This is a genomic window from Gemmatimonas sp. (assembly GCF_036405635.1).
GTDB lineage: Bacteria > Gemmatimonadota > Gemmatimonadetes > Gemmatimonadales > Gemmatimonadaceae > Gemmatimonas.
The window spans coordinates 1-26,152 of sequence record NZ_DASWXE010000020.1 but is presented as its reverse complement, the minus strand read 5'-3'; the positions used below and the strand labels follow the sequence as shown (position 1 = coordinate 26,152).

The 26,152-nt window shown below is 64.2% G+C and carries 22 protein-coding genes; 7 read left to right on the top strand and 15 right to left on the bottom strand.

The genetic code is table 11. The annotated features are described in order from the left end of the window. The 4 genes from VGE27_RS00975 to VGE27_RS00960 all read left to right on the top strand — a co-directional run. A partial coding sequence (locus VGE27_RS00975) for a hypothetical protein (RefSeq protein ID WP_331047757.1) occupies positions 1-248 on the top strand: 248 nt, incomplete at its 5' end. A 57-nt stretch (positions 249-305) separates the two neighbouring features. Next, positions 306-1,367 carry a serine hydrolase domain-containing protein gene (locus VGE27_RS00970; protein WP_331047756.1) on the top strand — a complete coding sequence of 354 codons (1,062 nt, stop codon included), beginning with the start codon at positions 306-308 and terminating at the stop codon, positions 1,365-1,367. Between the two features lie 287 nt (positions 1,368-1,654). Continuing rightward, complete coding sequence (locus VGE27_RS00965; protein WP_331047755.1) at positions 1,655-3,019, top strand: glycosyltransferase; 1,365 nt, start codon at positions 1,655-1,657, stop codon at positions 3,017-3,019. 43 nt (positions 3,020-3,062) lie between these two features. Next, on the top strand, positions 3,063-3,545 hold the full coding sequence (locus tag VGE27_RS00960; protein WP_345787955.1) for a GNAT family N-acetyltransferase: 483 nt from the start codon (positions 3,063-3,065) through the stop codon (positions 3,543-3,545). Between the two features lie 14 nt (positions 3,546-3,559). On the opposite strand, the gene VGE27_RS00955 is transcribed toward VGE27_RS00960, so the two are convergent. From VGE27_RS00955 to VGE27_RS00930, 6 genes are all read right to left on the bottom strand, one after another. Then, entirely contained in the window at positions 3,560-3,955 is a 396-nt protein-coding gene (locus VGE27_RS00955) for a hypothetical protein (RefSeq protein WP_331047753.1), read from the bottom strand. Positions 3,956-4,188: 233 nt separating this feature from the next. Beyond that, positions 4,189-6,447 (bottom strand): putative bifunctional diguanylate cyclase/phosphodiesterase, encoded by a 2,259-nt coding sequence (locus VGE27_RS00950; protein WP_331047752.1) that lies wholly within the window; start codon positions 6,445-6,447, stop codon positions 4,189-4,191. Then, on the bottom strand, positions 6,447-7,595 hold the full coding sequence (locus VGE27_RS00945) for an FIST signal transduction protein (RefSeq protein ID WP_331047751.1): 1,149 nt from the start codon (positions 7,593-7,595) through the stop codon (positions 6,447-6,449). The genes VGE27_RS00950 and VGE27_RS00945 overlap by 1 nt, the downstream gene beginning before the upstream one ends. A 281-nt stretch (positions 7,596-7,876) precedes the next feature. Further along, positions 7,877-8,848, bottom strand: coding sequence for an SRPBCC family protein (locus VGE27_RS00940; protein WP_331047750.1), 972 nt, complete (start codon positions 8,846-8,848; stop codon positions 7,877-7,879). A 2-nt stretch (positions 8,849-8,850) separates the two neighbouring features. Further along, on the bottom strand, positions 8,851-9,204 hold the full coding sequence (locus tag VGE27_RS00935; protein ID WP_331047749.1) for a metalloregulator ArsR/SmtB family transcription factor: 354 nt from the start codon (positions 9,202-9,204) through the stop codon (positions 8,851-8,853). Positions 9,205-9,271: 67 nt separating this feature from the next. After that, on the bottom strand, positions 9,272-10,294 hold the full coding sequence (locus VGE27_RS00930) for an AraC family transcriptional regulator (RefSeq protein ID WP_331047748.1): 1,023 nt from the start codon (positions 10,292-10,294) through the stop codon (positions 9,272-9,274). A 144-nt stretch (positions 10,295-10,438) separates the two neighbouring features. On the opposite strand from VGE27_RS00930, the gene VGE27_RS00925 reads away from it, so the two are divergent. Next, positions 10,439-11,050 carry a hypothetical protein gene (locus tag VGE27_RS00925; RefSeq protein ID WP_331047747.1) on the top strand — a complete coding sequence of 204 codons (612 nt, stop codon included), beginning with the start codon at positions 10,439-10,441 and terminating at the stop codon, positions 11,048-11,050. Between the two features lie 21 nt (positions 11,051-11,071). Here the strand turns inward: VGE27_RS00925 and VGE27_RS00920 are convergent, their stop codons facing one another. The 6 genes from VGE27_RS00920 to VGE27_RS00895 all read right to left on the bottom strand — a co-directional run bounded on the left by VGE27_RS00920 (position 11,072) and on the right by VGE27_RS00895 (position 21,545). Then, positions 11,072-13,756, bottom strand: coding sequence for a DUF5916 domain-containing protein (locus VGE27_RS00920; RefSeq protein ID WP_331047746.1), 2,685 nt, complete (start codon positions 13,754-13,756; stop codon positions 11,072-11,074). A 70-nt stretch (positions 13,757-13,826) separates the two neighbouring features. Then, positions 13,827-14,906 (bottom strand): HEAT repeat domain-containing protein, encoded by a 1,080-nt coding sequence (locus tag VGE27_RS00915; RefSeq protein ID WP_331047745.1) that lies wholly within the window; start codon positions 14,904-14,906, stop codon positions 13,827-13,829. Then, entirely contained in the window at positions 14,903-16,867 is a 1,965-nt protein-coding gene (locus VGE27_RS00910; RefSeq protein ID WP_331047744.1) for a M56 family metallopeptidase, read from the bottom strand. Before VGE27_RS00910 ends, VGE27_RS00915 begins: the two co-directional genes overlap by 4 nt. After that, entirely contained in the window at positions 16,867-17,268 is a 402-nt protein-coding gene (locus tag VGE27_RS00905) for a BlaI/MecI/CopY family transcriptional regulator (RefSeq protein WP_331047743.1), read from the bottom strand. Before VGE27_RS00905 ends, VGE27_RS00910 begins: the two co-directional genes overlap by 1 nt. 192 nt (positions 17,269-17,460) lie before the next feature. Next, positions 17,461-20,649: an Ig-like domain-containing protein gene (locus VGE27_RS00900; protein ID WP_331047742.1), complete on the bottom strand. Its 3,189-nt coding sequence runs from the start codon at positions 20,647-20,649 to the stop codon at positions 17,461-17,463. Positions 20,650-20,690: 41 nt separating this feature from the next. After that, positions 20,691-21,545 carry a CoA transferase gene (locus VGE27_RS00895; RefSeq protein ID WP_331047741.1) on the bottom strand — a complete coding sequence of 285 codons (855 nt, stop codon included), beginning with the start codon at positions 21,543-21,545 and terminating at the stop codon, positions 20,691-20,693. 56 nt (positions 21,546-21,601) lie between these two features. On the opposite strand from VGE27_RS00895, the gene VGE27_RS00890 reads away from it, so the two are divergent. Beyond that, on the top strand, positions 21,602-21,835 hold the full coding sequence (locus VGE27_RS00890; protein ID WP_331047740.1) for a hypothetical protein: 234 nt from the start codon (positions 21,602-21,604) through the stop codon (positions 21,833-21,835). A 14-nt stretch (positions 21,836-21,849) separates the two neighbouring features. Here the strand turns inward: VGE27_RS00890 and VGE27_RS00885 are convergent, their stop codons facing one another. The 3 genes from VGE27_RS00885 to VGE27_RS00875 all read right to left on the bottom strand — a co-directional run bounded on the left by VGE27_RS00885 (position 21,850) and on the right by VGE27_RS00875 (position 25,744). After that, positions 21,850-23,937, bottom strand: a complete 2,088-nt coding sequence (locus VGE27_RS00885) for a cation:proton antiporter (RefSeq protein WP_331047739.1) — start codon at positions 23,935-23,937, stop codon at positions 21,850-21,852. Positions 23,938-24,081: 144 nt separating this feature from the next. Next, positions 24,082-24,327 (bottom strand): hypothetical protein, encoded by a 246-nt coding sequence (locus VGE27_RS00880; protein WP_331047738.1) that lies wholly within the window; start codon positions 24,325-24,327, stop codon positions 24,082-24,084. A gap of 82 nt (positions 24,328-24,409) precedes the next feature. After that, positions 24,410-25,744 carry a thymidine phosphorylase gene (locus VGE27_RS00875; protein WP_331047737.1) on the bottom strand — a complete coding sequence of 445 codons (1,335 nt, stop codon included), beginning with the start codon at positions 25,742-25,744 and terminating at the stop codon, positions 24,410-24,412. Between the two features lie 101 nt (positions 25,745-25,845). Between VGE27_RS00875 and VGE27_RS00870 the strand changes: the two genes are divergently transcribed. Continuing rightward, positions 25,846-26,152 (top strand): hypothetical protein (locus VGE27_RS00870; RefSeq protein WP_331047736.1); only part of this gene is annotated, 307 nt, incomplete at its 3' end.

The window sequence follows — 26,152 nt, the reverse complement described above, 5'->3', positions numbered from 1 at the left end:
CCGGGCTGCGCACGCTGCCACGGGTGACTGGTGGCGACACCACGCTCGTTGTGCATGCGCAATTCCTCGCAGTCGCGTTGCCCGAACCGGGTACGAGCATCGTGCTCACGGCCACATACAGCGTCGCCGCTCGCCAGATTCGGAATGCGCCGGTCTTCCAGCGTGCAGAAGCCGTCAATCCGCTGTACGCCTATCTGCTCGCGATCAGGGCGGCCGCACACCGGTCTTCCCCGCGAACGGAGCGCTGACTGTACGTCGGGGCGCGGTCGCGACAAGCGAGCGCCCGATGCAGAAGCTCGCCTTAGGTGATCCAGAACTCGATACCGGTGTCAGACTTGAACCAATTGCCCGAGATGCTCGCGGCAGCGGCGAAGAAGCGCGGCTTCGCGAGCGTGGCAATCATCGAGCGACCCGGTGCTGAACCGCGGTCATGCTGGGTCCCACAATCGGACCGGGAACCCGCGTTCCTGGCGTACAGCATCACCAAGACCTTCACCGCCGTGCTGGTCCTCGAGCTGTGCGAAGAGGGACAGCTCAACCTCGATGATCGGCTGGCACGATGGTTTTCGGACATCGATCAGGCGGACCATATCTCGCTTCGTCGACTGCTCAACCACACAGCCGGGATCCCCGATTACGGTGGCTTGCGCGCATATCACGAAGATCTGCGCACCTCACCGTTGACCCCCTGGTCGTTCCAGCGCTTCGCGGCCGAGACTTTCGACAAGGGTCTGCTCTTCGAACCCGGTCAGGGATGGGCCTATTCAAATCCTGGCTACATGCTGCTGAGGCGCATCGCAGAGGACGTCACCGGCGTTCCCTATCGCGCGCTCGTGGCGGAGCGCATCGCCGGCCCGCTTGGCTTGTCTCGAACCTCCGTCGTCGAATCGATCGACGATCTCTCCGCGCTGGCGCCGGGCACATCGACCGCGCTGTCGCCGGACAGAACCCCGCGTGACGTGCGCAAGCTCTACCATCCCGGCTGGGTATCACACGGCGTCATTGCCTCCACCGCTTCAGAGGTGGTGCGCTTCTACGACGGTCTTTTTCGGGGAGCGTTGCTGTCACAGCGCTCAATCACCGAGATGATGGAGCTGGTCACGGTTCCGACAGAGCACGAGGCCGCTTCGCGTTATGGGAAGCCAAGCTACGGTCTTGGGCTCATGGGTGATCCGGAGTCGCCCTGGGGACTCATCGCGGGCCACAACGGCGGCGGGCCCTGCTACAGCGCCAGTGCATTCCGCGCGTTCGAGCTCGGCGGCGCGACGGTGTGCGTGATGGGGGCGATCGAAGAGGGTTTCGACGCCGAGGCGCTGGTGTTCGACGTGCTTGATCACTTGGCGGCGAGCGATGGGGCGCGTCGCTGAATCGACTGAGCACCCGTTGTACCCGGGAAACTTTCCCCGATTCCCCGGCAGAGTCCGTCCCCTTCCGCATAGGGGAAATGCCTCAACCGATTGCCCAACAATGACATAAGCCGACTTCACGAGACGGCACACGCGTTGCTATGGATGAGGCAGACCGTGCCACGGGCATGGACCCAATCCGCACACACAACGCGCTCTCGTCTCAATACAGGAAGTCGTTATGTCGAACGCATTCCATTCCGCCACATCGCTGCTCATTGCCGGCGCTCTCCTGGGCGGGTGACCGGATGTCATCCCCCATCACGACGTGGGAGCTGCCCCACAAGAAGGCGGCCCAGCCGCAGGGCGCGCCCGATGCGCTCATTCATGCCTATACCGCGCTGCTGCTCGCGACCGGCATGTTCGTGTTCTATCGCTTCCAGCATCAGCTCGACGAGCTGCGCGAGACGCTGCTGACCACGCCCTGGGGCGCCGCGGCCATCGTCCTGTCCATTACGGTGCTCACATTCAAGGTGAGCTTCGTGGGCTTCATGCTGGTGCACTTCTTTCGCTATCGGGCGACGCCGTCGGTCTCTGACGAAGAGTTGCCCACCTGCACCGTTATCGTACCAGCATACAACGAAGGTCGTCTGGTGTTCGATACGCTGATGAGCATCGCCAACAGCCGCTACCCTGGACACAAGCTGCAAGTGCTGGCCATCGATGATGGCAGCACGGACGACACCTGGGAGTGGATCCAGCGCGCATCCTACCATCTCGGCGGCTTCCTCTCCATTCATCGTCTGCCGCGCAACATGGGCAAGCGACAGGCGCTGCACTGGGGCTTCACGCATGGCGATGGCGAAGTCTTCGTCACCATCGACAGTGATTCGGTCGTGGAGCTGGATACCATCCGCAACCTGGTCTCGCCGTTTTTCGTGAACCCGGATTGTGGCGGGGTGGGCGGCAACGTGAAGGTGCTCAACAACAAGAAGGCGATTATCCCTAAGATGCTGAGCGTGAGCTTCGCCTACAGTTTCGGCGTCATCCGCGCGGCGCAGAGTACAATGGGGTCAGTATTGTGCACCCCAGGTGCCCTCGCGGCGTATCGCCGCGACTGCGTGCGGGCCTGCCTGGACGATTGGATGAACCAGACCTTTCTGGGTGTGCCGAGTGACATCGGCGAAGACCGCGCGATGACGAATCTCATTCTGAAGCAGGGCAAGCACGTCCTGTTCCAGAGCAACGCGGTGGTGTACACCAACACGCCGGAGAACTATCGCGGGTTGCGCAAGATGTACACGCGCTGGGAGCGCAGTAACGTGCGCGAGAACATCGCGATGTCGGGGTTCGCGTTCACGAAGTATCGCAAGGCCGAGCGCATCCGCCCGCGCATCCTGCTGGTGAACCAGTGGATCCAGATGCTCTGGGCATATCCAGCGCTGCTGGCGGCGGCGATGGTGCTGTCTTCGTATCCGACGCTGTTCTTCAGTTCGATGATTGTGAGTGTGGCGGCGTTCTCGCTGATTCCAGCCGCGTACTATGCCATCACCCACTCATGGCGCCGTTCGATGTGGATGTTCTCGTACAGCCTGTTCTATTCGTTCACGATGTTCTGGCTGACCCCTTTCGCGATTGCCACGGCGCGTACGCGGGGATGGTTGACGCGGTAGCGAATGCCTGCGACATCTCTGCATGCCTGAACAGCCCTCGTCCCTGACTATCCGCCGAGCAACCGACGCCGACTGGCCAGCCCTCTGGTCGATCATCCGTGCGGTCGTGGCCACGGGAGACACCTACACGCTGGAACCCAATGTCCCGGAGCAGAGCGCCCGGGACTATTGGACGGGTGCGGGGCTCTCCACCTACGTCGCCGAGCAGAATGGCGAGATTGTCGGGACCTATGCCATCAGGGCCAATCAGCGAGGGCTGGGTTCTCACGTGGCCAACGCCGGCTACATGGTTCGGTCAGGTCGTTCGGGACATGGTATCGGCTTCCAACTCGGTGAGCACAGCCTCGCCGTAGCACGGGCGGCGGGCTTCGAAGCGATGCAGTTCAATGCTGTTGTCAGCACGAACACCCGAGCGGTTGCCCTATGGCAGCGGTTGGGCTTCGCAATCGTCGGCACCATCCCCAAGGCGTTCCGGCATCAGCAGCGGGGGCTCGTCGATTTGTACGTCATGCATCGCATGCTCTGACGGCCGCCAATACATCACACCGGCGGTGGCCCAGACGGATGCTTCTTGCACGCCGGCGGCTGTTCGATCGTGTAGATCAGTGAAGCCACCTGCCAGCGACCGTTGCTCTTCACCAGGGTGAAGACATCCACGCCGCAGTGCGACCACTCCTTGCCGACGTAGAGATCGTACGGCATCCACACCTGCGCAACGCGATCCTGCACGCGCGCGGTTGCACCGAAGCCTCGCTCGGTGAACTCCGATGGCCCCGAGCGCGATGTGTACGGTGCCCACGATCCGATCCGGATGCGCTCCTGCCCATTGCGCACGCCAACCGTGCCCACGATGGCAGAATCGATGGTGAGTCGCCTGAGCGTGGCGTTGTCTCCGGTGGAGAGCGCCACCAGCACCGAGTCAGCCACGGCGATCACGGCTCGATTGTCTACTCCCGCGCTTTGCGCGAGACACACAGGCGCGAACGACAGCGCATGAAGTACGAAGGATGCGGCAAGGACACGACCGGAAACAGACACCACTGAAGCCTCCTGAACGGGATCAGATGCAGCGCCCATATATACGCTGCGCCTGTCGACCCGGCGAGTAGACTCCTACTCGCTCCCGCCCCAAAGCGCCGAGGTCTCGTGAGCGGGATCCCCGACTCTCCTCAGGCGGCCTGAGGCTCCGGGCATGCTGATGCGAGGGGCGACCGCGCCAGATACGCCTGCAGCGCCATCGCATCGAGGGGACGGCCAAACAGATAGCCCTGACCGGTGTGGCAACCAAGTCGTTCCAGTGTTTCGCTCTGCGACGTCAGTTCGATGCCCTCCGCCACCACTTCCACATCGAGGGAGTGCGCGAGCGCCACCATGGTGCGCACGAAAGAGACTTCCCGCTCTCCGCGGTCGAGACGGGCGACAAAAGACTGATCGATCTTGAGTTCATCCACCGGAAAGTACTGAAGATGGCTCAGCGATGAATATCCGGTACCGAAGTCGTCGATGGCGACGCGAATGCCCAGCTCACGCAATGCCTGCAGGCGCCCGCGTGCGACTTCCGGGTTGCGCATCACCTCGCTCTCCGTGATTTCCAGCATCAGGCGATGCGGGGCCAGCTTCGTTTCTTTCAGCGTACGCCGCACATCGTCGAGCAGGTCAGGATGATCGACCTGACGAGCGGCGAGGTTGACGGACACCAGTGGACCATCGCCACCCGGTTCCGTCACCCATGACGCAGCACGGGCGCACGCCTCGTAGAGTACCCAGCGTCCGATCGGGACGATGAGCCCGGTCTCCTCGGCGACCGCCAGAAAGTCTCCCGGTGAGACCATTCCCCGCTGCGGATGATTCCAACGTACCAGCGCCTCGAACCCTCGCAGAATTCCCGAGTTGAGGTGCACGAGGGGCTGGAAGTGCAGCACGAATTCCTTGTTGGCAAGCGCGCGCCGCAGGTCCTGTTCCAGTTCCATCCGCGTGAGCGCGTTGGCGTGCATGCTGGGATCGAAGGTTCGTATGCACTGCTTGCCCACGCCCTTGGCCGCATACATGGCGGTATCCGCATCGCGGAGAACCGCTTCTCCGTCCTCGGCCGGCTGCGCGATCGCAATACCGATACTCACGTTGACGACCACTTCTCGCGAAGAGATCTGCGCGGGCATGGCAACGGCCTGCAGCAGTCGTTCGGCAAGCTGCTGAGGCTCGCCCGGGGACTGCATCGACTCGATGACGATGGCGAACTCGTCGCCACCCAATCGCGCAACGGTCTCACCAACGCGCACGCACGCCGCGATACGTTGCCCGATGATGCGCAGCAGTTCGTCACCCGCTGCATGCCCAAGTGAGTCATTGACTCGTTTGAAGCCATCGAGATCGAGCAACAACACCGCGACATCGGAGCGGGTGCGAGACCGGCGCTCGAGTGCATGTTGCAATCGATCCCGGAACAACACGCGATTGGCCAACCCCGTCAGATCATCCCGGAATGCCTGACGTTCGAGCTGGAGTTCCATGCGCTTGCGACCGGTCACGTCCTGCAACATGGCCATCAGCCGGGTTCCGTCGTCCCGATGTACGCGCGCGAGGGTCACCTGAGCCCACACTCGGCTCCCATTCCGATGCACGAACGGCAGTTCCACAGCGACCGAGTCCCGTATACCAGACGTCACTTCGGCGCAGGCTTCCGGAAATGCATCGGTATCAGTGTGATCCAGCAGTGCGGTGATGGGGTGCCCGGTGAGTTCTTCGGCTCCGTAGCCAAGAATTTCGCGGCACGCGGGATTGGCTTCAGTGATGGTGCCATCGAGGGTCAGCAGTTGGACAGCGATACCGGCGTGATCGAAAAAAGCGCTGAATCGCGCAGCACTCTCACGCGCGGAACGCTCGGCCTCATGAAGTGCGGTCACGTCGCGGAGAATCAGGAGGACCGACTCACCGTCGTTGAGCATCATGACCATTGCTTGCGCTTCCACCTCGATGAAACCACCGGATCGGGTGTTGAGGGTAGCGCGTTGCACCATGTGTGGATCGATCGAACCCTTGCCTGTCACCGCCTTGCCCAAAGGGCAGCTTCCGGCGCAAATGCCCAGCGTATCGAAAGCGCGGTGGATGACTTCGAGCCGCTCCCATCCGAATGCCCGGGCGGCCGCCGCATTCCAACCGAGGATCATGCGGTCGGCGCGACGCAACAGCACGCTGGGATACGGACTCATGTCGAAGAGCGTGCGATAGCGCAGCTCAGACTGACGCATCGCCTCCAGTCGGTCTTCGAGTTCGCGGGACAGCTCGTCCATGGTCCGACTCGCCACATCCCGGTCGCGTTCGAGGTCGTACAGCGCCCGGCTCGCGGCTTCAAGCACCGCCTGCACTCCAACCGACGGGGTTTCCTGGTCGCGCAGGCGGCGGATCTGCCGGAGAATCGTCTGATGCATCAGCGCTCACCCATGGCGGTGATCGTCATCGTCTGGTTGTGCAATTGCGCTGGACGATGCGGCAGACCGGGAGCGATTTCACCATTACTGTAGTACCCGCTGACTATCGACATGGGTGCGAGCTGCAGCACCTCCTCGACCTCTTCTTCCACACGGCTCTTGAGCACTGCACGGCGGCCGATGCAGGAGATGCAGAGCAGGAGTTGTGGTGACACACCATCCATGGCGGCGAGTGCCGACGCCGCCGCGTTCGATGCCCCATCCAGCAACTGGTCATTGGTGGAACGCATCAGGCGCACTTTGCTTCCGGGTGGTACGTCACCGGCAAATCGGAGCGATCCGGCCTGTTCATCGATGCCAAGAATGGTGCGCACCACCGATCCACCAAGATCCGAGTCTCCCAGGGACAGCGGAAAGAGCAGTGCGCTTCCGGGCAGCTCCGCTGCGAGTCCCCCCAGATAGCGCTTGTAGGTTGCCAGTGCCGGCTCTTCGTCCAGTTCATAGACAACGGGACCTTCGGCGCGGGTCACCAGCCGCTCAGGACCGAAGGGGATCCATCCTCCGGCACTCCCCGTGCCCACGACAAGCGCATCACCTGAGAAACCGATCGCGACGGCCTGTCCGGGAATGGGCGGTCCGTTGACGCCGACGCCTGTCGTCACGAAGTTCGTGCCATCACTCGCCAGACCACCGGAGAGCGTGACTTCCGGGGGCAATCCCCGATTGATGCCACGCGTCAATGCCGCGCCATTGACGTGCAAGCCATCGACAAATACGAGGGCGTGGCGCAATGCAGGATCGGACGCGAGGTCCGTCGCCAACGCAGTCCCGAGCTCTTCACACGGGATGATTCCCGCTCCGCTTTTCACGACGACCCGTACCTGCACTGAGTCGAACTGCAAAGCCGTCACGACTACCTCGTCTTCCAACACGGCGCCGTCATCGATCTGCCCACCCGCACTCACATAGACCAGTGGGGCATCCGGCCATCGTCGGGCAGCGTCGGCGAACCATGCGGATGAAGGGGCGGCGATGGGACCAAAGGCGAGAAGTAGATGGACCCCTGACTCGGGTGTGAAGGCGGGGACGGGCGTGGTCTGATCAGACCAACCGGAGCGTTGCGACCAACGAACGGTACGGGCGCGCATTGAATTCGATATCGAAGACAGGGTCCCGGTGCGACGGCATCGCGACACGCGAGGGGCCTATCCTGAGCAATCGGAATGTCGTGCGGAAACCTGAATGCACCTTTCCCTTACAAATTGCACGGGAAAGCCTGACAGGCCAAAGTCTCATTGGACCAATGCCCTACTCAACTTCCATGACCAGATGGACTGCCACCATCTCAATTCAAGCGACGAACCAGTAGTGAGAAGGTATCGGGCGGCGAAGGCCCATAGACGTTCTTCGCCACCCGTACCATGAATCCCTACGCCGCCTGCAGCACTCCCTCGAGCCGTGCGTAGCTCGTTTCCATGCCCTTCGTCATGCCCGTGCCAAGAATCATGTCACGCAGCTCCCTGGTGGGATACGTGATGACGAGGCTGAGCAACGTGCCGCCTTCCACTGGCGTGAGCGTGAGCTCGTTGTGCGTGGACGGACCGCCGGTGTCGATCATCTCTTCGGTGGTCACCGCACGATAGGGCCCGGCCATTTCGAGCAGCTCGCCTTCGAAACCGAAGCGCTCGGTGCCATCGGTCTTCTCCCACTCGTAGCGATAGTGGTCGCCCACCGTGTTCGCGGTGCGGCACACGGGCATGGTCCAGCCGTCTGGTCCGGTGAGCCACCTGGGCACCAGCGCGGGATCATGGTGCGCCTGCCACACCTGCTCGATGTTGCCACGAATGACACGGCTCACGCGCACCTGCGTATCGCTCAACATCTGCGCATCGGTGATGCGACCCACCGCAAACGAGTGCAGGTCCGCAAGTACGGCATCGGTCTGACTCATCGCCGACTTGATGCCTTCCACCATACCCATCTGCACCAACTGTTCCATCGCCTCGATACTGGGGAACGTGGTCACGCTCCTGAAACGCGAACCGGTGTCGGTGCTATGAAACGTGAACACCATTTCCATGGTGGGCATGCCGGGGGTGGGGGTTCCGTTTTCGCCGAAACCGTCGACGAGCGCGATGCGCTTGTGCGGTTCAACGGCAGTGAAACGGAACCAACCCGGCGCCTTGGTGCCGTCGGGACCGGTCATGTGGTAGTGCGATTCACCGCCCTCGGCCACGTCGTGCCGCGTGAATGTGGCGGGCCACTGCTCGGGTCCCCAGAAGCGTTCGAGCTGGCGCGGGTCCACATATGCATCCCATAGCCGCTCCACCGAGACGGGATAGTCCGCGATGATGGTGAGTGTGAGATCCTGGGCGTTCGACACCACTTCGGTGATGGGCATGCTCACTCCTTGGGCGGGCGGGGTTCTGCGAGAATGGCGTCGAGCTGGCTGAAGCGGGACATCCACAACTGCTCCAGTTGCATCAGCAAGCCACGGGCCTGTGCGAGACGTTCGGGGTTGGCGCGCACAATGCGTTCGCGCCCCTGCGTGTGCTTGGTCACCAGTCCAGCCTCCTCCAGCACCGCCACGTGCTTCTGCACGGCGGCAAAGGACATGTCGTAGCGCGAGGCGAGCGTCGAGACCGAGGCCGGCTCGTCCGCAAACAGGTGCGCCACGATGTCGCGACGTGTGGCGTCAGCCAGTGCCCGGAACAGGCGGTCCAGTTCGGCGTCGGTGAGGCGAGAACGTACAACCATATGGTTGTATATTTAGGAAGACCTATCAAAAGCGCAAGAGGGGGCCATCACACCCGCGACCGCGCCCTCAAGTCGCAGCGCGATACGCTCCCGGCGCCTTGCCCGTCCACCGACGAAAGGCGCGGTGAAAGGCACTGGGCTCCGAAAACCCCAGCAGGAATCCCACCTGACTCGCCGACGTGCCCGGCGCCGACAGATGACGCAGCGCGAGATCGCGGCGTACATCGTCGAGCAACTTCTGGTACGAGGTGCCGTCGTTGCGCAGGGCCCGCTGCAGGTTGCGGTCACTCATGGCGAGTTCACGCGCGACCTCGCTGAGTGGCGGCACACTGCCCTTGAGTCGCTGCACCAGCACCTGTGTCACCTGGTGCGAGCGGGACGCGGGTCGGTCGAGCGCGGCGATCAGCGCATCGGCATGCTGCTCAAACGTCGCCAGCAGCATCGGGTTGGCCGACCGTACGCGCTCAGCGAGATGCGATGTGGGCAGAATGAACCGGTCTTCTGGCATTCCGTAGCGCACCGGCGCACCGAGCACCCGTTCATACCCTGCGTGCGCATCGTCGCCGGGATGCGGCCGCCTGAGCCACACTTCCTGCGCCAACAGCGGTGTTGACGCCAGGCGTCGCAACTCGCGCGCGATACCGCCAAACAGCGCATCGATGGCCTCAGTAGGCCGGCGCAGCAGGTAGTTGTCGATGGACGTGATGAACGACGGCCGACAATACGTGATGGCCCCTTCGCAGACGATGGTCACTCGCAAGCCGTCATTCAGCACCCGCACATAGCGCGACAACCGATCGAGCACGTCCCCAATGATGCGGCAACTCAGCACCACATACCCCAGGATGTCCAACGTCCCCGGGCTGTAGTCCTCGGCCATGTGCAGTCCCACCAGTTCGTCGCCGGTGGCTTCCACCGCGGCGGCCCAGAGACGCTCCACCTGCCGGCCCGGTACCCGGGCGTCGGTCTCCAATGGCATCGGCAAGTCGATGCCACAGCGGCGCGCAATGACCACCGATGGCAGGCCACGGGCTTCGAGGTACTGCAACATGTCCACGACGATGGTCGCGGCAAGCGTGCTGTCGGGCATCGGCATGAAGTGGAGGCACGCCCAGGCTGGCGGGAATGACCAGGAAGATGGCGCCTCCGGTCAACGACCGCCACGCGGTATGACCATAGCCTTCCGTCACCCGCCGGGAGCGCGGGTCACCCTCCACCGCTCAAGGACCTACCAATGAACCTCCTGCACTCATACCTGCCGGCGCGCCTGCTGGGCGCGCTCATGCTGCTGCCCTTCGCACCATTCGCCGTGCATGCCCAGACCAAGACCGAACGGCCGGCGTATTCCGTGGCCGCCGAGGCAGATGCCATCTCGTTCTTCATCGGTGGGTACTCGGGAATCGTGAACCTCTCCCTGCGCAACGGCTTTCAGGTGGCCGTGGGCACGGGCAGCTACGACGTGCCGCGCTTTCTCACCGAAGGCGACAAGAACAATGATGTGGCCAAGTGGAAGGCGCGGTCCACTTCCGTGCAGGTGATGCGCATCGGCTATCGCTTTCGGGGCCCGATGCGCAGTGGGCCGGCACTGGCGGCAGTGGTACTCAACCAGAATTGGCGGTTGCGTTCGGAATCGCTGGGCGGCGAGACGCGCTTCCGTCCATTGAGCGTTGGCCTGTCCGGCGGATACTATGTGAAGTTCGGCAAACACTTCTACGTGTACCCGACGGCGGCCTTCACCCGCAATCACGTGGTGTCGGGCTCCCCCTCGCTCAACGGCACGTCGTACACGGTGGAAACGTGGGGACCCAACGCATCCATTCATGCTGGCTGGGAGTGGGGACGCTGAGCGTCCCCACCGACCGACAGTCTAGCGAAACGAAAGCGGCAACCAGTAACTGGCCTTGAGCGCGAGCACCTGCGTGCCATCAGCGCTCAGGGCATCCCACAGCGCGGCGGGGCGCACGGTGAGGCCACGCGTACGCTGCGCTGAACGGTCTTGCTGCCACACCACGAACAGCGTGCACCCGGGCCGCCATTCCCAACGCATCACCGCGTTGCTGCGAAACGAACGCAGATTGAAGTCATTGTTGACGAGCGTGAAGCTGGCCGCGCCATCGGTCACCACACGCGATCCGGTGCTGTCTGGCCCGCTGATCGTGGTGCCATTGGTGCCGTATGTGCGCAGGTCGCGATCGAGGCGCGCACCGAGCTCCCCGTAGTCGTGATAGCGACCACTGGCCGCGAACGGCTCGGCGTACGTCTCGAACGTGAGGTTGGGTGTGAGCGCGAAGTTGAGCCGGAAGCGCAGACCGTATTGCACCTGGTCCACATGCGCAAAGATGTAGCGCGAACCAAAAGTCGCAGCCGGGCCGCCGGTGCGTGTGGACACGTATTGGCGCGCGTTTTCGCTCTGATTGAGCGATGGGGTGAGTGACAACTCCACGCGCGTGCCCGGGCGCAGTGTCAGCGCACCGTCCACGCGCAGCGTGTAACTACCATCTTTGGAAGTGGAAGCGCCGGACGAGAAGGACCAGCTCGTGCGCGCACCGGAACGGCTCAGGATGCCCATGCCCAGCGACTGGCTCGCGTACACGCGCATGAGTGGGCCGCCTCGCGTGAGATCGTCCGATGTGGCCGGAAGGTTGAAACCCAGCTCCACCCACGAGCGAAGGAAATTCTTGTGTGTCTGGTTGCTGTACGCTTCGAAGCCAGTGTAGTTGTTCACGCCACCGAAGTTCCAGCCGGCGAACTGCGACACACCAAGGTCCCAGTTGTGCAGGTACTTGCCGCGCTTGGTCTCGCGATACCGCAGGTTGGACGACTGGTTGATGTCATCCGTGCCGCCCAGTCGTCCGGCATCGTTGATTTCATAGCCCGGCGATTCGGCCGAGAAGTCGAGATCCCACAACCATGAGCCACTGAGCTTGCTGTGGTTGATGCCGGCGAAGAACCCATTCATCGACGTCTTGCTGGGGTCCACCTGCACATAGCCGGCATCGGGACGCTGAAAGAAGCGTCGGCTGGAACGTTGCTGCGACAACAGTGCGAGAGAATCCCCCGACACGTGGCTGAACCCGATGAAAGCACTCGCATCGTACCCACCGCCAGCCCACCGCAGGCGGGTGTCGGCCAACCCCGTGTAGGCGCGTTGCGCCAGCACACGTTCGGCCTGGCTGCCATTGGTGAGATCACGCTCCACAGCGGTGAACATGGCATACGCGGTGGACGCATCCTTGCCAAACTCCTGCTGTACCACACCCACGCCATACAGAGTGCGCGGCGAGACTTCGGCCGTAGTCTCGGTGTTCTGTGCGGCATTGAAGACACGCGCATTCTCCTGCGCGCTCAGGGCCGTGAGTCCGGCAAACGACAGCTTCGACGGCAAGCGTCCTGACACCTTGGCCGCACCGAGAATGGTGGTGTTGTGCGGTACGTCGGCGTATGTGCCGCCGGGATTGAGCGGCGGCGGCGCACCAATGCGACGCGAGTAAAAGTTTCCGCGTGCGTTGAGCAGCTGCGTGCCTTCGGTGAAGAAGGGCCGACGTTCATCGAAGAACACTTCGAACGCGGAGAGATTCACAACGGCCGGATCCGCCTCCACTTGCCCGAAGTCGGGGTTGATGGTGGCTTCCAGCGTAGCGTTGGGGCCGAGCCCGATTTTCACGTCACCACCCGCTCGCACCTCGCTGCGATTCTTCAGGTCGTACGGATTGGCGGCGTTCACCGTGCTCTTGGCGCGCGTGTCGCTCGCCACATACGGCAGCACTTCGAGGCGCTGGCGAGCGCGCATGCCACGCAGCCCGGTGAGTTGCCCCATACGGGACGACCATCCCGTCTCGTTGCGCTTGACCAGCATCCAGTAGTCGGACTCGTTCCGGTCCGGCACGAGCCGCACGATGTTCACGCCCCAGTTCTGCTCATCGGCCGCGCTGAAGCGCAACTGAGAGAACGGAATGCGCATCTCGGCGGTCCACCCCTTGGAGTCAACTGTCGTGCGCACTTCCCACACCGGGTCGAAGGTGTAGTCGCGCGAATTCTCGAAGTCGGAGCCATGGTAGTAATCGACACGCACACCACCGGAGGTGACCGAAAACGTGTACGCCGTGCGGCGATCTCCAAACGTGTCGAACGAGAGAATGAGCTGCTCCGCGCTCCCCTCTTTGTCGCGGCGAGCCACCAGCGGGCGGATGCTCTCGGGGTGACTGCTCATCATGCGGGCACCGATGTACAGTGCCTGATTGTCATACACAAACGTCACCAGCGTGGAGTCACTCTCCGGCGAGCCTTCCGCCGGCTCACGCTGAATGAGTCCACTCACATAGCGGGCGGTCTGCCAGGCACCTTCGTCGAGCTTACCGTCGAGGTGAATGGGGCTGGTGATACGCGAGGCCTCGGCACGGCCGGGTTCCGACACGAACAGACGCGCAGACGGTACCGAGGCGCTGACAGTGGGTGTGGCATTGCCGAGCGCGGCCTGCGCTTCGGTTTGAGTAGACGCGCCGAGTGAAAGTGCGACGAGCAGAGTCGTCGCACGGGCGAACAATGCGGACATGAACGGGAAGGAGGGGTGCGCTGGTGTCGCGCGGCGGGAACGCGAACTGGGAAGGGAGGTTGTGTCGCGACTACTGGTCGTGCGTGGCGTTCTCGCGGAGTTCACCGAGGGCTTCCGCAGCGGCGCGGCGCACTTCGGCATCCTGGTCCTGCAGCATGCGCATCAGGGGCGCGTTGGCCTTGGCCGAGCCGATCTGGCCAAGCGCTTCGGCTACATGCACCCGCACATCGCGGTCGTCCATGTCCGCGAGGGAGATGAGCAGGTCGAGCGTGGCCGGGTCGTGCAGCTCGGCCACCGTCATGGCGGCGATGCGTGCCAGCCTACGATCGTTCGAGCGGCAGGCTTCGAGCAGGGCGGCAGGCGGGTGTTCGAGATCATCGAGTTCGCCGATGGCGCGAGCCGCAGTGTAGCGCACTTCAGCGTCACTGTCACGGAGCGCGGCGCTGAGCGGCTCGAGCGCCCGCAGTGAAGCGATTTCACCCAAAGCGTATGCGGACGCACGACGTACCCGGGCATCATCGTGCCGGAGTGCCCGCTCGAGCGCGGGTACCGACGCCACGTCATCTTCCTCGGCCAATGCCCATGCGGCCATGGCTGCTTCGGCACCAGCGGCGCGGCCAAGCATCTTTTCGAGCGGGGCGATCGCCTTTCGCTTCTCACCCGAGCCGATGGCATAGGCGGCCGCTTCCCGCACGCGCGGGGAGGGATCGTCGAGCAGACTCACCAGACGGGCGGTCTCGATGGTGCTGCGACCGAGCCACCGTGCGGCGAGTTGGCGTACGCACGGGTTCTCATGCGCCAACGACTTGGTCAGCAGGTTGATGGTGCCGGCGTGCTCGATGCGACCGCTGAGGGAATCGCGGGCGGCAGCCAGGTTAGGCTTCGCGTCGCTGAAGGTGCCGACACCGCCGCCACTGCCCCACCAGTTGCCGATACGTTCCGCCATCACTTCACACACCAGCGGATCGCCCTTGTCCAACGCCTCCAAGAGTGAGGCCACGCGCAGGGAATCCGGGCCGGTGCGACGCGGTTCGCTGAGCGACTGCAAGGACGGCAGGTTGGTGCCCGACGCATGCTCCAGGGCGCTCACGGTGGTCCACCCCATGGCCACCACGGCAGCAGCGGCAATCCCGATGCGCACGGGGCTCATGGCCGCTCTCCCAGCGCTTCGGCGGCGCGACGGCGCACGGCGGGGTCGCTGGAGGTCAGCGCCTCACGCAGGGCGGTGCGTGCCTCGGGGCTGCGCAATTCCGACAGCGCCTCCACTGCCTGTTCGCGCACATGTTCGTCCGAATCGCTCATCATGCGGCGGATGGTGGCCACGTTGCCGAGCGACGGCTGTTCCTTCACATACTCGAGCGCGGCGCGGCGCACATCGGGCGACGGATCGTTGAACAGGGTGGAGAGTTCTGCGGTACTCAGTAGCGCCTTGAGTTCGCACAGTGATTCCAGCGCGGCGGTGCGCACATCTTCCGAGCTGTCCTTCAGCAGCTTCTGCAGCGTGGGGATGGCATCTCGATCGCCGATCTCACCCAGCAGCTCGGCGGCCTTGGCCCGTGTTTCGGGGCGTGCATCCTGCGTGCTCGGCAGGACCTGCCTGGCGCTCAGTTCATCGGCGAATTCATCGAGCGCATCGATGGCGCGGTTGCGGACTTCCGGCGACGGGTCGGTGAGCAGCCGCGTGAGGGCGGGCACGGCGCGCGCATCACCGATGTTGCCGAGGGCCTGGCAAACCGCGACGCGCACTTCCTTGTTGCCGTCGTCGATGGCGGCAATGAGTGCGGTGACGGCAGTCTTGCTGCGCAGGTTGCCCAGCGAGCTGGCCGCGGCGCGGCGCACACCGGCATCGGCATCCTTGAGGCGCGCCACGAGGGCGGCCACGACAGCGGGATCGTCGGCTTCGGATTTGCCGTTGCGGTTGGCCTTGTCTTCGTGGGAGGGCTCATCGACAACGGGCTGTTCGTCCCGCTCGTTTGCCGGGTCCACCGCCGCCACGCTTTCGGACGGCGCCGGCGCATTCACGCGACGCACGCCCGGCGCCGCTGCCACCACGGCCGACAGCAATACCGTAGCCGTACCGATAGTGAGCACACGTGACATCGGCGAACCGGCCCGGCGTCCTTCAATGAGGCGCGCAATGCGGGTCACCAGCAACGAACGCTGCTCGGCCATGCCGGCCACGGGCACGCCCAACGGCGACGCTTCGATCCATTCAGCCACACGCGCCAGGCAGTGCGCCAGTGGCAGACCGTTGCCCGTGCGTTCAGCCGCCCAGTCATCGCAGAGAAATTCGGCGTTGCGCTGAATCTCCTGGCGGGCCAGCCGGTTGAGTGGCTGGAAGAAGAACACTCGCTCCATCAGCGACGCCACATCGAGCCACACGGGATCGCGGCGCGCGAGGTGCGCGAGTTCGTGCGCGAGCAGGCCACGCTGCTCATCGGTGCTGAGGTCCGTGATCGCCGCTTCGGGAACGCAGATTTCATGAAGTCCCAACGCGACCGGACTGGAGATGGTGTTCACCGACGTGAGTGCGACGTGCGAGCGAAAGCCCACGGTGCGGCACAACGTGTCGAGGAGAGCGGGCAGCGTGCCTTCGGTGATGTGTTGCCGATTGGCCAGGCGCCCCACGAGCATGAGACGGCGGGCGATGTAGACGAGCGCCAGCGTGAGGGCCACCAATGCCCATGCACCGAAGAACAACAGTTCCACCTTGGCGCGTGTGCTCAGTGTGTGTTCGACCGATGCAGGCGCTGCCGGAACTGGAGCGCCCGATGCGATGTCCTGGTGCTCGGCGGCGGCCGTATGCGTCGATGCATCTGCGGGCAGGCCTGCACGTTCGTCCTTCAACTCCGTCAGATCGCGGCTCGTCACCGCGGGCGCGGCACGGCGTGTGCTTTCGAGCGCAAATGAGCCCGAGGGGCGCACATCGAATGCCAACTGCGCGGTGGAGGTGAGCAACCCACCAACGAGCGCGAGCTTCCAGATGAAGTCCACCGTGTGCATGGACAAGCGTCCCCAGCGGGAGAGCAGCCACGCGACACCAAGCAGCGCCGTGCTGTGGATGGCGTAGGTCATCAGCCATGCCAACATCGTCCTCGTCATCGATTCCATCACTCGGACTCCAGCTTGCGTGAATGGGAGGGGTCGGCAGCATCGAGCATGGCGCGAATGCGCTCGCGATCGCCCGGGCTGATGTCCTGCGAGGTGAGCAGGTGACTCACGAGGGAGGGCACGTCGCCTTCGAAAAGGCGCGAGGTGAGTTCACTGACCATCGAGTGTCGGGCCGTGTCTTCACTGACCACGGCGCGGTAGACGAACTGCCGGGCACTGGTGCGATGACTCACGGCCCCGCGCTTCTCCAGACGGGAGAGCATGGTGGCCAGCGTGGTCTGGGCCAGGCCGCGCTCGTCATGCAGCGCCTCCCAGATTTCGACGACGGTAGCCTCGCCACGCTCCCAGAGCACACGGAGGATGGCGAGTTGGAGGGCGGTGAAGCTGTGTTGCTCAGACATGGAGGCTCCGGTTGTTACTACACGTGTAGTTTTACACCTGTAGTTGAGACCTGTCAAGGAGCCACATCCCCGCTGGTTCCGGTCCCTACGGCGTTGGATGCCGGTTGGTGCCAAAGGGTTCAAACGGACCGGCGGCCAGACCGTGTGAGGCCTGGCCGCCGGAGCGAACCGTCTTTGGACCACGCGGCGGAGCTACTTCACCCGTTCGGCTGTGAAGCGCGCCGAAATGGTCCAGCGCTTGGTCTCAGGGCGCGGCAGCACTTCGAGGGAATGGTCGAAGTCGCGGCTGATGACGGTGACCGTGCCGGTGGCGGTGTTGCCATTGAAAGTCACGCTGATTTGTCGCGTCTCGAATGGGAACCACAGCGTGAGGCCGTTGCCCTTGAAGGTGCTGAACTGCCAGTTCCAGAAGGTGCTCGTCAGGCTTCCGCTCGTGATGGTGCCGTTGAACGTGTAACTCTCGTCCAGATTGGCGGCATCGGCGGCCCGGAAGGGCATGACCGGATTGGTGAACCAGTTGGCGCGCACCTGCGGCTGACTGCTCGTGTTGAGCGTGGTGCCGAACGGCGGCATGTCCAGATAGCGCGACACGTCATCCGCCGACAGCAGTGGCTGGTCGGTGTCCACGAAGTAGATGCCGCGACGCTTGAGCGTGGCCGAACGGTTCTGTGTGCCGAACGTGGAGTCACGCTCGAGGAAGAGGAAGCCGCCGCGCTTCAGGCCACTCTGAATTTCCGTCCACAGTTGCTCGGGGCGCGTGAAATGCTGCGTGCTGCCAATTGACGGATTGTTCAGCCACGGATTGGGGCCCGACTTGTCGATCTGCACGGTGAACGACGTGAACTTCCACGTGGGCAGGATGTCGCTGACGTTGTATCGCTGACCCGTCACCTGTCCAATTGGCACACTGATGGAGTCTTCGCCGAAGGTGTACGCACGCACTTCCGCGCTCACCGCTCCCGTGCCCTTGAACGTAAGTGTCAGCGTGGGGCCGTCCGTGTACTCCTCGACGTCGCCGTCTGGTGTGCTCATGTACCAGGAGAATCGCTTGTTGCGGAGCGAGGCGAGCGGGTAGTCCGGTGAGGAGACCACGAAGGTCACCGATGTGTTGCGCGAGAGCACACCGGCAGGTGGCGACAGCGTGAGACGCAGTCCTACCACACGCGCGGCGGACGGCTTCGCGATGAGCACACCCCTCGCGTCCTTCATGAGGACGGTGACCCAGATCGCTCCTGGCTGCTTCGGGCTGAACACGAACGTCGGCACGGTGGTGGTCACATCGGGCGCACCATCGGTGGTCTGCCACGTGTACGTGACGCCTGGTGCGGCGAGCGCGCCGGCGTCGACACGCAGGGTTTCCGAACCGCCAACCGTTGGATCGGTGGTGGGCACAATGAGCTTGACCGGGCTGTACACGACGGTGAAGCGCTTTGCATCCAGCTGTGAGGCGCGAGTGTGGTCCACATCGGTGTAGGCTTCGAGCTCGGCGTAATACGACTCGGTACCGGGTTCGTTCTCCACATAGCGCTGCGGTACACTGACAGTGCCGCCACCATCCCACAGCCGCAGGGGATGTTCGTTCGGAGCTCCACCACGCGTGGGCGCCTTGCACGACGTACAGATGTGCCGGATGAGGAAACGCTCCGCGGTGGTGCGCACCGTGTCCGTGAGTCGCTCCCAGTTGTCGGTGAGCGGATTCAGATACTCGGCGCGATAGTCGGCCGGATAGAGATTGGCCCCTGCCCGCTGCTGCTGGAACTCAGCCCATCGCCTGGAGATGTCCGCCAGCGGCAGCTCGGCCGACACTGCGATGGCATACGCGCGCGTGAACGTGATCTGCGGATCGTTCGCCTTCGTGGAGAGCGCGACCGGCGTGAGCGTGCCACCCTGAAAGCGCATGGTGCGCGACTGCGTGGGCACGTTGGGATCGACGAATGTCACCGTGGTGACGGCAGTGGCCGGATCGTACGTGGCCGCGGTGGCAATCACAGCGTGGCCGGCCGACTCGCCGAGTAGTCCGATGAGGACCGGCTGCTTGAGCAGCTTGAGGGTGAGCACGATCCAGCTGGGCGTGAGTTCCTCGAGCTTGGTGCCGCGCTGCGTGGCCTCGGTGATGAGTTTCTGCACCTGGTCGCCATGTGCAGCTGCGTACGCGAGGTAGTCGGCCTGTACGGCGGAGGCGTAGCGCTGCCCCTGCACGTTGTCGAGCAAGTCGGTGAGCGACTTGTCGAAGCGATGGTACAGCGATGGTGCACCATTGCGCTTGAGGAAGTACCAGTAGTGCAGCGCCGTGATGCTCATGCCTTCGCAGCTACCGCGCGGTGAGGCGAAGTGTCCGCGATTCTCGAACTCCCAGTTGTCCTGTCCGGCCATGAAGCCAGAGGTGTATGTACCGGCCAGTTGCGCGCGTGGGGTCTTCACCCACACTACTTTCACGGCGCCGAAGGCACGCAGCGCGGCGCCGCCGGCAATGAGGGCGCTGCGTGCCGCACTCACCCCCGGGTCCACACCAGGCAGAGCGAGGAGGTCGCGCGAGAAGTGGCGGGTGGCCAATCCCACCGTGCCCGCACTCCGCTCCACGATGGGAATGGGTTCGAGGTAGCCCGTCGCCGCGTCGAAGTAGAATGGCGCCACCGCGTCATCCGTTGCGGCCGCGGTGGGCATTGAGAGCGACATGATGCTGTCGGCGTGCGCCGAACCGTTGTCCACGGTGAGCGTGGGCCCGACCTGCGTGAATCCCGCAGGCAGTGTGGGGCGCGTGACCGAATCAGCGGTGATGGTCCACGATGTGGCTGTGGCATACGACCGGGCAGGCACGGTGACCGTGAGTCCGTCGAGCGGATCGCCTGGCTTGCGGTACGTGATGGTGCCGCCCCCGGCCGGCATGGTGGTGCGCTCGATGAGCGTGCGCACGGCGGGGCTCACTGCGATGCTGCGGAACTTCACCACCGGCAGCGACGCCACGCGAGCGATCACCACATTGTTGCCCACTGCGCCCAGCGTCCACAGTCCGCTCGTGGCGACACCCTCGGCAGTGGTGGTGGCACTCGCACTGCTCAGCGAACCGCCGCCGGAATCGACGCTGAAGTCGACCGTGACACCAGACACCGGTGTGCCCGCGCTGTTGCGCACGAGCACCGAGAGCGCGTTGGGCAAACGCGTGCCTGACTCTCCCGACTGCGCATCACCGGCCACAATCGATACAGAGGCCGGTGTGTTGTTGGTCGCCGGCGGATTGGGCGTTGTGGGTGTGGTGGGCTGGGTTGGCGTGCCGGTGGAGGGGCTGTCACCACCGCCGCCGCATGCGCCGAGCGCGATGAGCGTGAGCGAGAGAGCACACCTGACGGCGAGGCGGGACGGACGGGCAGCGAGTCTGGACATTTCTGGGCGTCGAAGAGGGATACCCAGACACGCGCAATCTCTCAGCCAATCCCCTCATGGCCAGCCGAATGGACCGCAGCAATCGGCAGGTCCCGCTCCTTCGCCCACGCTTCCCATGCGGTGGCGGTGTGCTCACGAAAGCGTGCCGCCAGCGTCGCGCTTTCATCCGACCCCAGCTCATCCCGCAGCCGCGCGGCGAAGTGCGGTTCGAGCGCGGCCACCGCCACCTGCCCTTCTGCGCATTCGTACAGCGCATAGCGGGGCAGCCCGCCACCAAGTGTGCCGCCCGGCACCGTGAGTCCGTGCCGCAGCGTGGACTGCATGGGTGCCAGGCTCTCCACCATGCCGATGTCCATCACGCTGCCCGCTTCCATGCGCAGCAGGGCAAGCACACCAGCGAAGGCGCGCTCGGAGGTCATCACGTCGGCAACGAGGGCCAACGGCATCGATGCTCCGATCAATCCGGCAGTGGCCTGGTACGTGAGGTCGTGCCCCGCTTCATCGGGCGCATCGAGTCGACCCACGATGCGCAACACGCGGAGTGCCGGAAACGCGGCGTGCAGTGACGCCGGATCGAGTCCGAGCCGCGCAAGCGCAGCCGGTCGCTGGCTGGTGATGAATATCTGCGCGGTCTGAAGTCGCGCGTGCAGCGTGGCTCGTCCATCGGCCGACTTGAGATCGACACGCTCGATGGTCACACCCTCGTGCATCTCGGCGTGCCATGACTCCGAAATGGTGAGCAGCGGATCACCCTGCGGGGGTTCGATCTTGCACACCGATGCCCCGTGCTGCACAAGGCGCTGCACGGCGAGCGGCCCCGGCGCATTCTGCGCGATAGTGACAACGTGCACGCCGGCGAGCAACGTGGTGGGGTCGGTGCTGCGAACTGACGTCATGATAGCAATCGTGCGAAGGGAGAGCGAACTTCTGGCTTCACCATCTGCTTCTTACCATGCCAAAAACCACCGGTCGTGAAAAGACGCACCCGAATGAGAACGCATTTCCCGTGGGACTCTCGGGTCCTGCGCTGCGGGCCCTCGCGCACGCAGGTATCTCGTCCATGCAGGCGCTGACGCGGTACACAAGAGCCGACCTCGCGGCCATGCACGGCATGGGGCCCAAGGGGATTCAGATGCTGGAGGAAGCGCTCGCCGGGTCAGGCCATGCACTCCGCTCCGGAGGCTGACCGTCAACGTCGGATCAACCCAATTGCAGCATCAGGCGCGCGGCGTCGATGGCTTCGCTCGAGCCGGCCAGCGCGACGATATCTCCCACCAGTAGCCGCTCACTCCCCACGGGCAACATCACCTGCTCTTCGCCGCGTGTGATGGCGAGTACCACGGCACCCGTGAGAGAACGCAGCTGCAGCTCACCCAGCGTGCGCCCCACGGCAGGGCTTTCGGCGAGCATCAGCACCGGCACCGGATCACCCAATCCAGGCAGCACGCGATGGACCATACTGAAATCGCGGGGCGGCGGTGTACCACCCACGGCCTCTTCTGCCCCGTGAGCCTCCTGATGGGCCACCATCCCCTTGGCCAGTGCGGCAATCAGCACCTGCGCACCGGCCCGCGTGTGCCCATACAGGTTGGCGGTGCTGCGCCAGAACACCACGCCCAGCCAACCCACCACCAGCGCGAGGACCACGGCGCCGCGCCCGAGCGGCACGAAGGGGCCTGTCACCACCACCACCAGCAAGCCACTCACCGTCACCAGCGCCAGCTGCAGGGTGGCCATCAGCACCTGCCGCGGGGCCTGTGCATAGTCGAGTCGATTGCCCTCGGCCCGCGGCAGTGCGCGATACGCCAGCAGCGACGCAAACGCCGCCGACACACGCACGATGCCCACGATTAACGGGGCCGCGACGAGCGCAGCGATCGCATACAACACCACTGTGCTCACGGCCGGTGAGAGCGCAGTGGTGCTCGCGACATAGCCCGCCAGCGGTGCCTTCGCGAACGCCACGCCGATCACCACGCCGGCCAGTAGCAGCGCATCCACCGCCAGCATGATCACCTTGCGACGGATCAGCGGCGCGAGCCCCGCATCGGCCGATGCCACGCGCAATCGTTCGATCCAGCTTCCGTACAGACCCACAAACGTCTGCAGCGGCCGCGGCAGGTTCCGGTCCACCATCGACGCGAACGGTCCCGACGCGCGGATGAGCAGCGGCGTGGTGAGCGTCGTGATGGCAGACACGGCCACCGCCACGGGATACAGGAACTCACGTACCACCCCGCTCGACAGGCCCAGTGCCGCAATGATGAACGCAAATTCGCCGATCTGCGTGAGACTCATGCCGGCCTGCGTGGACGTCCGAACATCGTTGCCAGTGAGGAACGCACCCGTGGACACCGCAATGAGCTTGCCCGCGATGACGACCACCGACAGCAGTACCACCGCCCCCCAGTTTTCGGCCACCAGACGCGGGTCGATCATCATGCCCACCGACACGAAGAAGATCGCGCCGAACATATCGCGCACACCGGCAATGAGGTGCTCCACGCGGCGCGCTTCGCCAGACTCCGACACCAGCGAGCCCATGATGAACGCACCGAGCGCCACCGAATAGCCGGCGCCCAAAGCCAGCAACGCGCCCCCGAAGCACAAGCCGAGGCTCACGATCAGTGTGGTCTCGGGCCGGTCGAGGCGCACGATGGTGCGCACCAGTCTCGGTACCACCAGCAGACCGATGCCGACGAAGCCGCCAAGGAACAGCACAAGCTTGCCGGCCGTCATGCCCACTTCTCCGGCCGAAACACCACCACCAGCGGCCACAGTGGTCAATACGGCGATGAGCAGAATGGCGATCAGGTCTTCACTGATCAGGATGCCGAACACCAGTTCCGTGAAACGTCCCTTCACGCCCTGTTCGGCAAACGCCTTCACAATGATCGTCGTGGACGAAATCGCCACGATGGCTCCGCAGAACACACTCTCGAGCGTGCTCCACCCGAGCAGTTGCCCCGCTCCATAGCCGAAGACCAGCATCACACTGGTGTCCACCAACGCGACCACACCGGCTGTGGGGCCCACCTGCACCAGCTTGCGCAAACTGAACTCGAGCCCGAGTCCGAACATCAGCATGATCACGCCCAGCTCGGAGAGCGTGGTGACCATGGACAGGTCGGCGAACACGGGCACACCCACGTGTGGACCGACGATCATACCGGCCACCAGATAGCCGAACACCACCGGCTGCCGGATGCGCTGGAACAGATATGTCGTGAACGCCGCGACGCAGAGAACGAGCGTCAGGTTCGCCAGAAAGGCGTGCGCATCGTGCATGAAGTCTCTGGCGCGGGAGATAGCTCAGCTACACGGACCATCCAAGATCGTGTACGCGCACACGAAAACAAGAATCGCCAAAACAAGAATCCCGGTCATCAGCACATGCTGACAACCGGGATCAGGAAAGCGGGGACGCGTGAATCAGGGCGTCTGGTACTCACCCTTCGCTTCGCGGCTCAGCTGGCGCGAGAAGTTCAGCGCCACCGTGATCAGCGCGCCGAAGATGATCGTGACCGCGATGTAGCACACCATCGTGGTCGTCGGCTCCATGCCGCCCGTGGCGCTCGGCGTGGCGATGTACAGCAGCAGGGCGTAGATGCCGAGCAACGGCAGCACCGCAGCAGCGGCGGCCAGGCTCAGGAGACGATTGGTGGATGGAGCGAGCATCGCGTGAAGGCTTGGGGCGCAAAGCACCGGTAAGTCGGGCGCGGCTGAAGCCGCTGACCCCCAAAACTATGCACCCTCACCCTCATTCGTCCACCCAACGCTCCTCTCCGGCTTCGGTGACCCGGTAACTGATGAGGGGCAGCGGCGGATCGGCGTCGTCCGCCACCCGAATGGCCCGGGCCAGCGTCTCGCGCCCGGAAGCGATACCGGCGGGATCGCGTGCGAAGATGGTCGCCAGCGGTTCGCCGGCCCGCACCACGTCGCCGGGACGGGCCGAGACCACAAAGCCCACCGAGGGGTCCACAATGTCCTCCACCCGGGTGCGGCCACCACCCAGGGCGGTGATGCCGCGCCCGATGGTCTTGGGTTCCACCTGCGCCACCACACCACCTCGGGGTGCGAGATACAGCTCGCACTCAGCCGCCTGCGGCAGCAGCGACGGGTCATCCACCACCGCCGGATTGCCACCCTGCGCCTCGATGATCTGCTGAAAACGTTCGGCCGCCCTGCCACTGGAAATAGCGACTTCCATACGGCGGCGGGCCTCGTCTCGCGTGCGTGCCGCACCGCCGAGCACCAGCATCTCGGCGCCGAGCGCGTAGGTGACGGTCATGAGGTCCGATGGCCCCTCACCGCGCAGCGCCATGATGGATTCCTCCACCTCGATCGCATTGCCGCACGCGCGTCCGAGCGGGCGATCCATGGCGGTCAGCAGGGCGATCACCGGGCAGCCATGGTCGGCACCGAGCGCGATCATGGTGCGGGCCAGCTCGAGTCCGCGTTCCACTTCGGGGAGAAATGCCCCTGAACCGTGTTTCACATCGAGTACGAGACCGGTCAGCCCTTCGGCCAGCTTCTTCGACATGATGCTGGCGGAAATGAGCGGAATGCTTTCCACGGTCGCTGTGGCGTCGCGCAGGGCATAGAGCTTGCGGTCTGCTGGAGCGATTTCACGGGTTTGGCCGATCAGGGCGCACCCGATGGCCTCGATCTGCTTCGTTGCAGCCGCCAGAGAAAGATCCGTGCGAAATCCGGGGACCGATTCCAATTTGTCGAGGGTACCGCCAGTGTGACCGAGGCCACGTCCCGACATCATGGGCACGGCCACGCCACAGGCCGCCACCAGCGGTGCGAGTACCAACGACACCTTGTCGCCCACGCCGCCGGTCGAGTGTTTGTCCACCCGACCTACGCGCAGGTGATCGAGGTCGAGGGTGGCGCCGCTGGTCAGCATGGCGTCAGTCAGGGCGACGATTTCGTCGCGATCGAGTCCGACGAAGTAGATGGCCATCGCCAACGCGGCCATCTGGTAGTCGGGCACCTCGCCCGCCGCATAGGCCCTCATGAGGGCGCGCCATTCGGACGGAGTGATCCGTCCACCATCTCGTTTCCGTTCTATCAGTGTCCGAGCGTCCATACGTGCTGCCAACCTACACCCGATCGCTTGTGCCTGCACGACGTGCGGTCGGGACTGCCACGTCGGCCCTGTCGCCCTGGTGTGTGACGCTGTTACTGGTCATGGCCACTGCGCCGGGCACCGGCGAAGCGCAGGTGACACCGCATGCCGTGCCCACACGCGTGGCGACATCCGTGAACAGCGAAGTGGCCGACCTCATCGCGCGTGGAGACAAGGCCAGTGCGGCGCGGAATCCCACGCAGGCGCTCGCGCTGTACGAACAGGCGCTGCAGCGCGATTCACTGTCGTTCGACGCACTCTGGCGTGCGTCACGTGAGTTGGTGGACCTTGGCGAGTTCGAAACGAATCGGAAGATCCAGGCGGCGCGGTATGAAAGGGCCGACCGTTACGCACGGGAGGCGCTCGCGA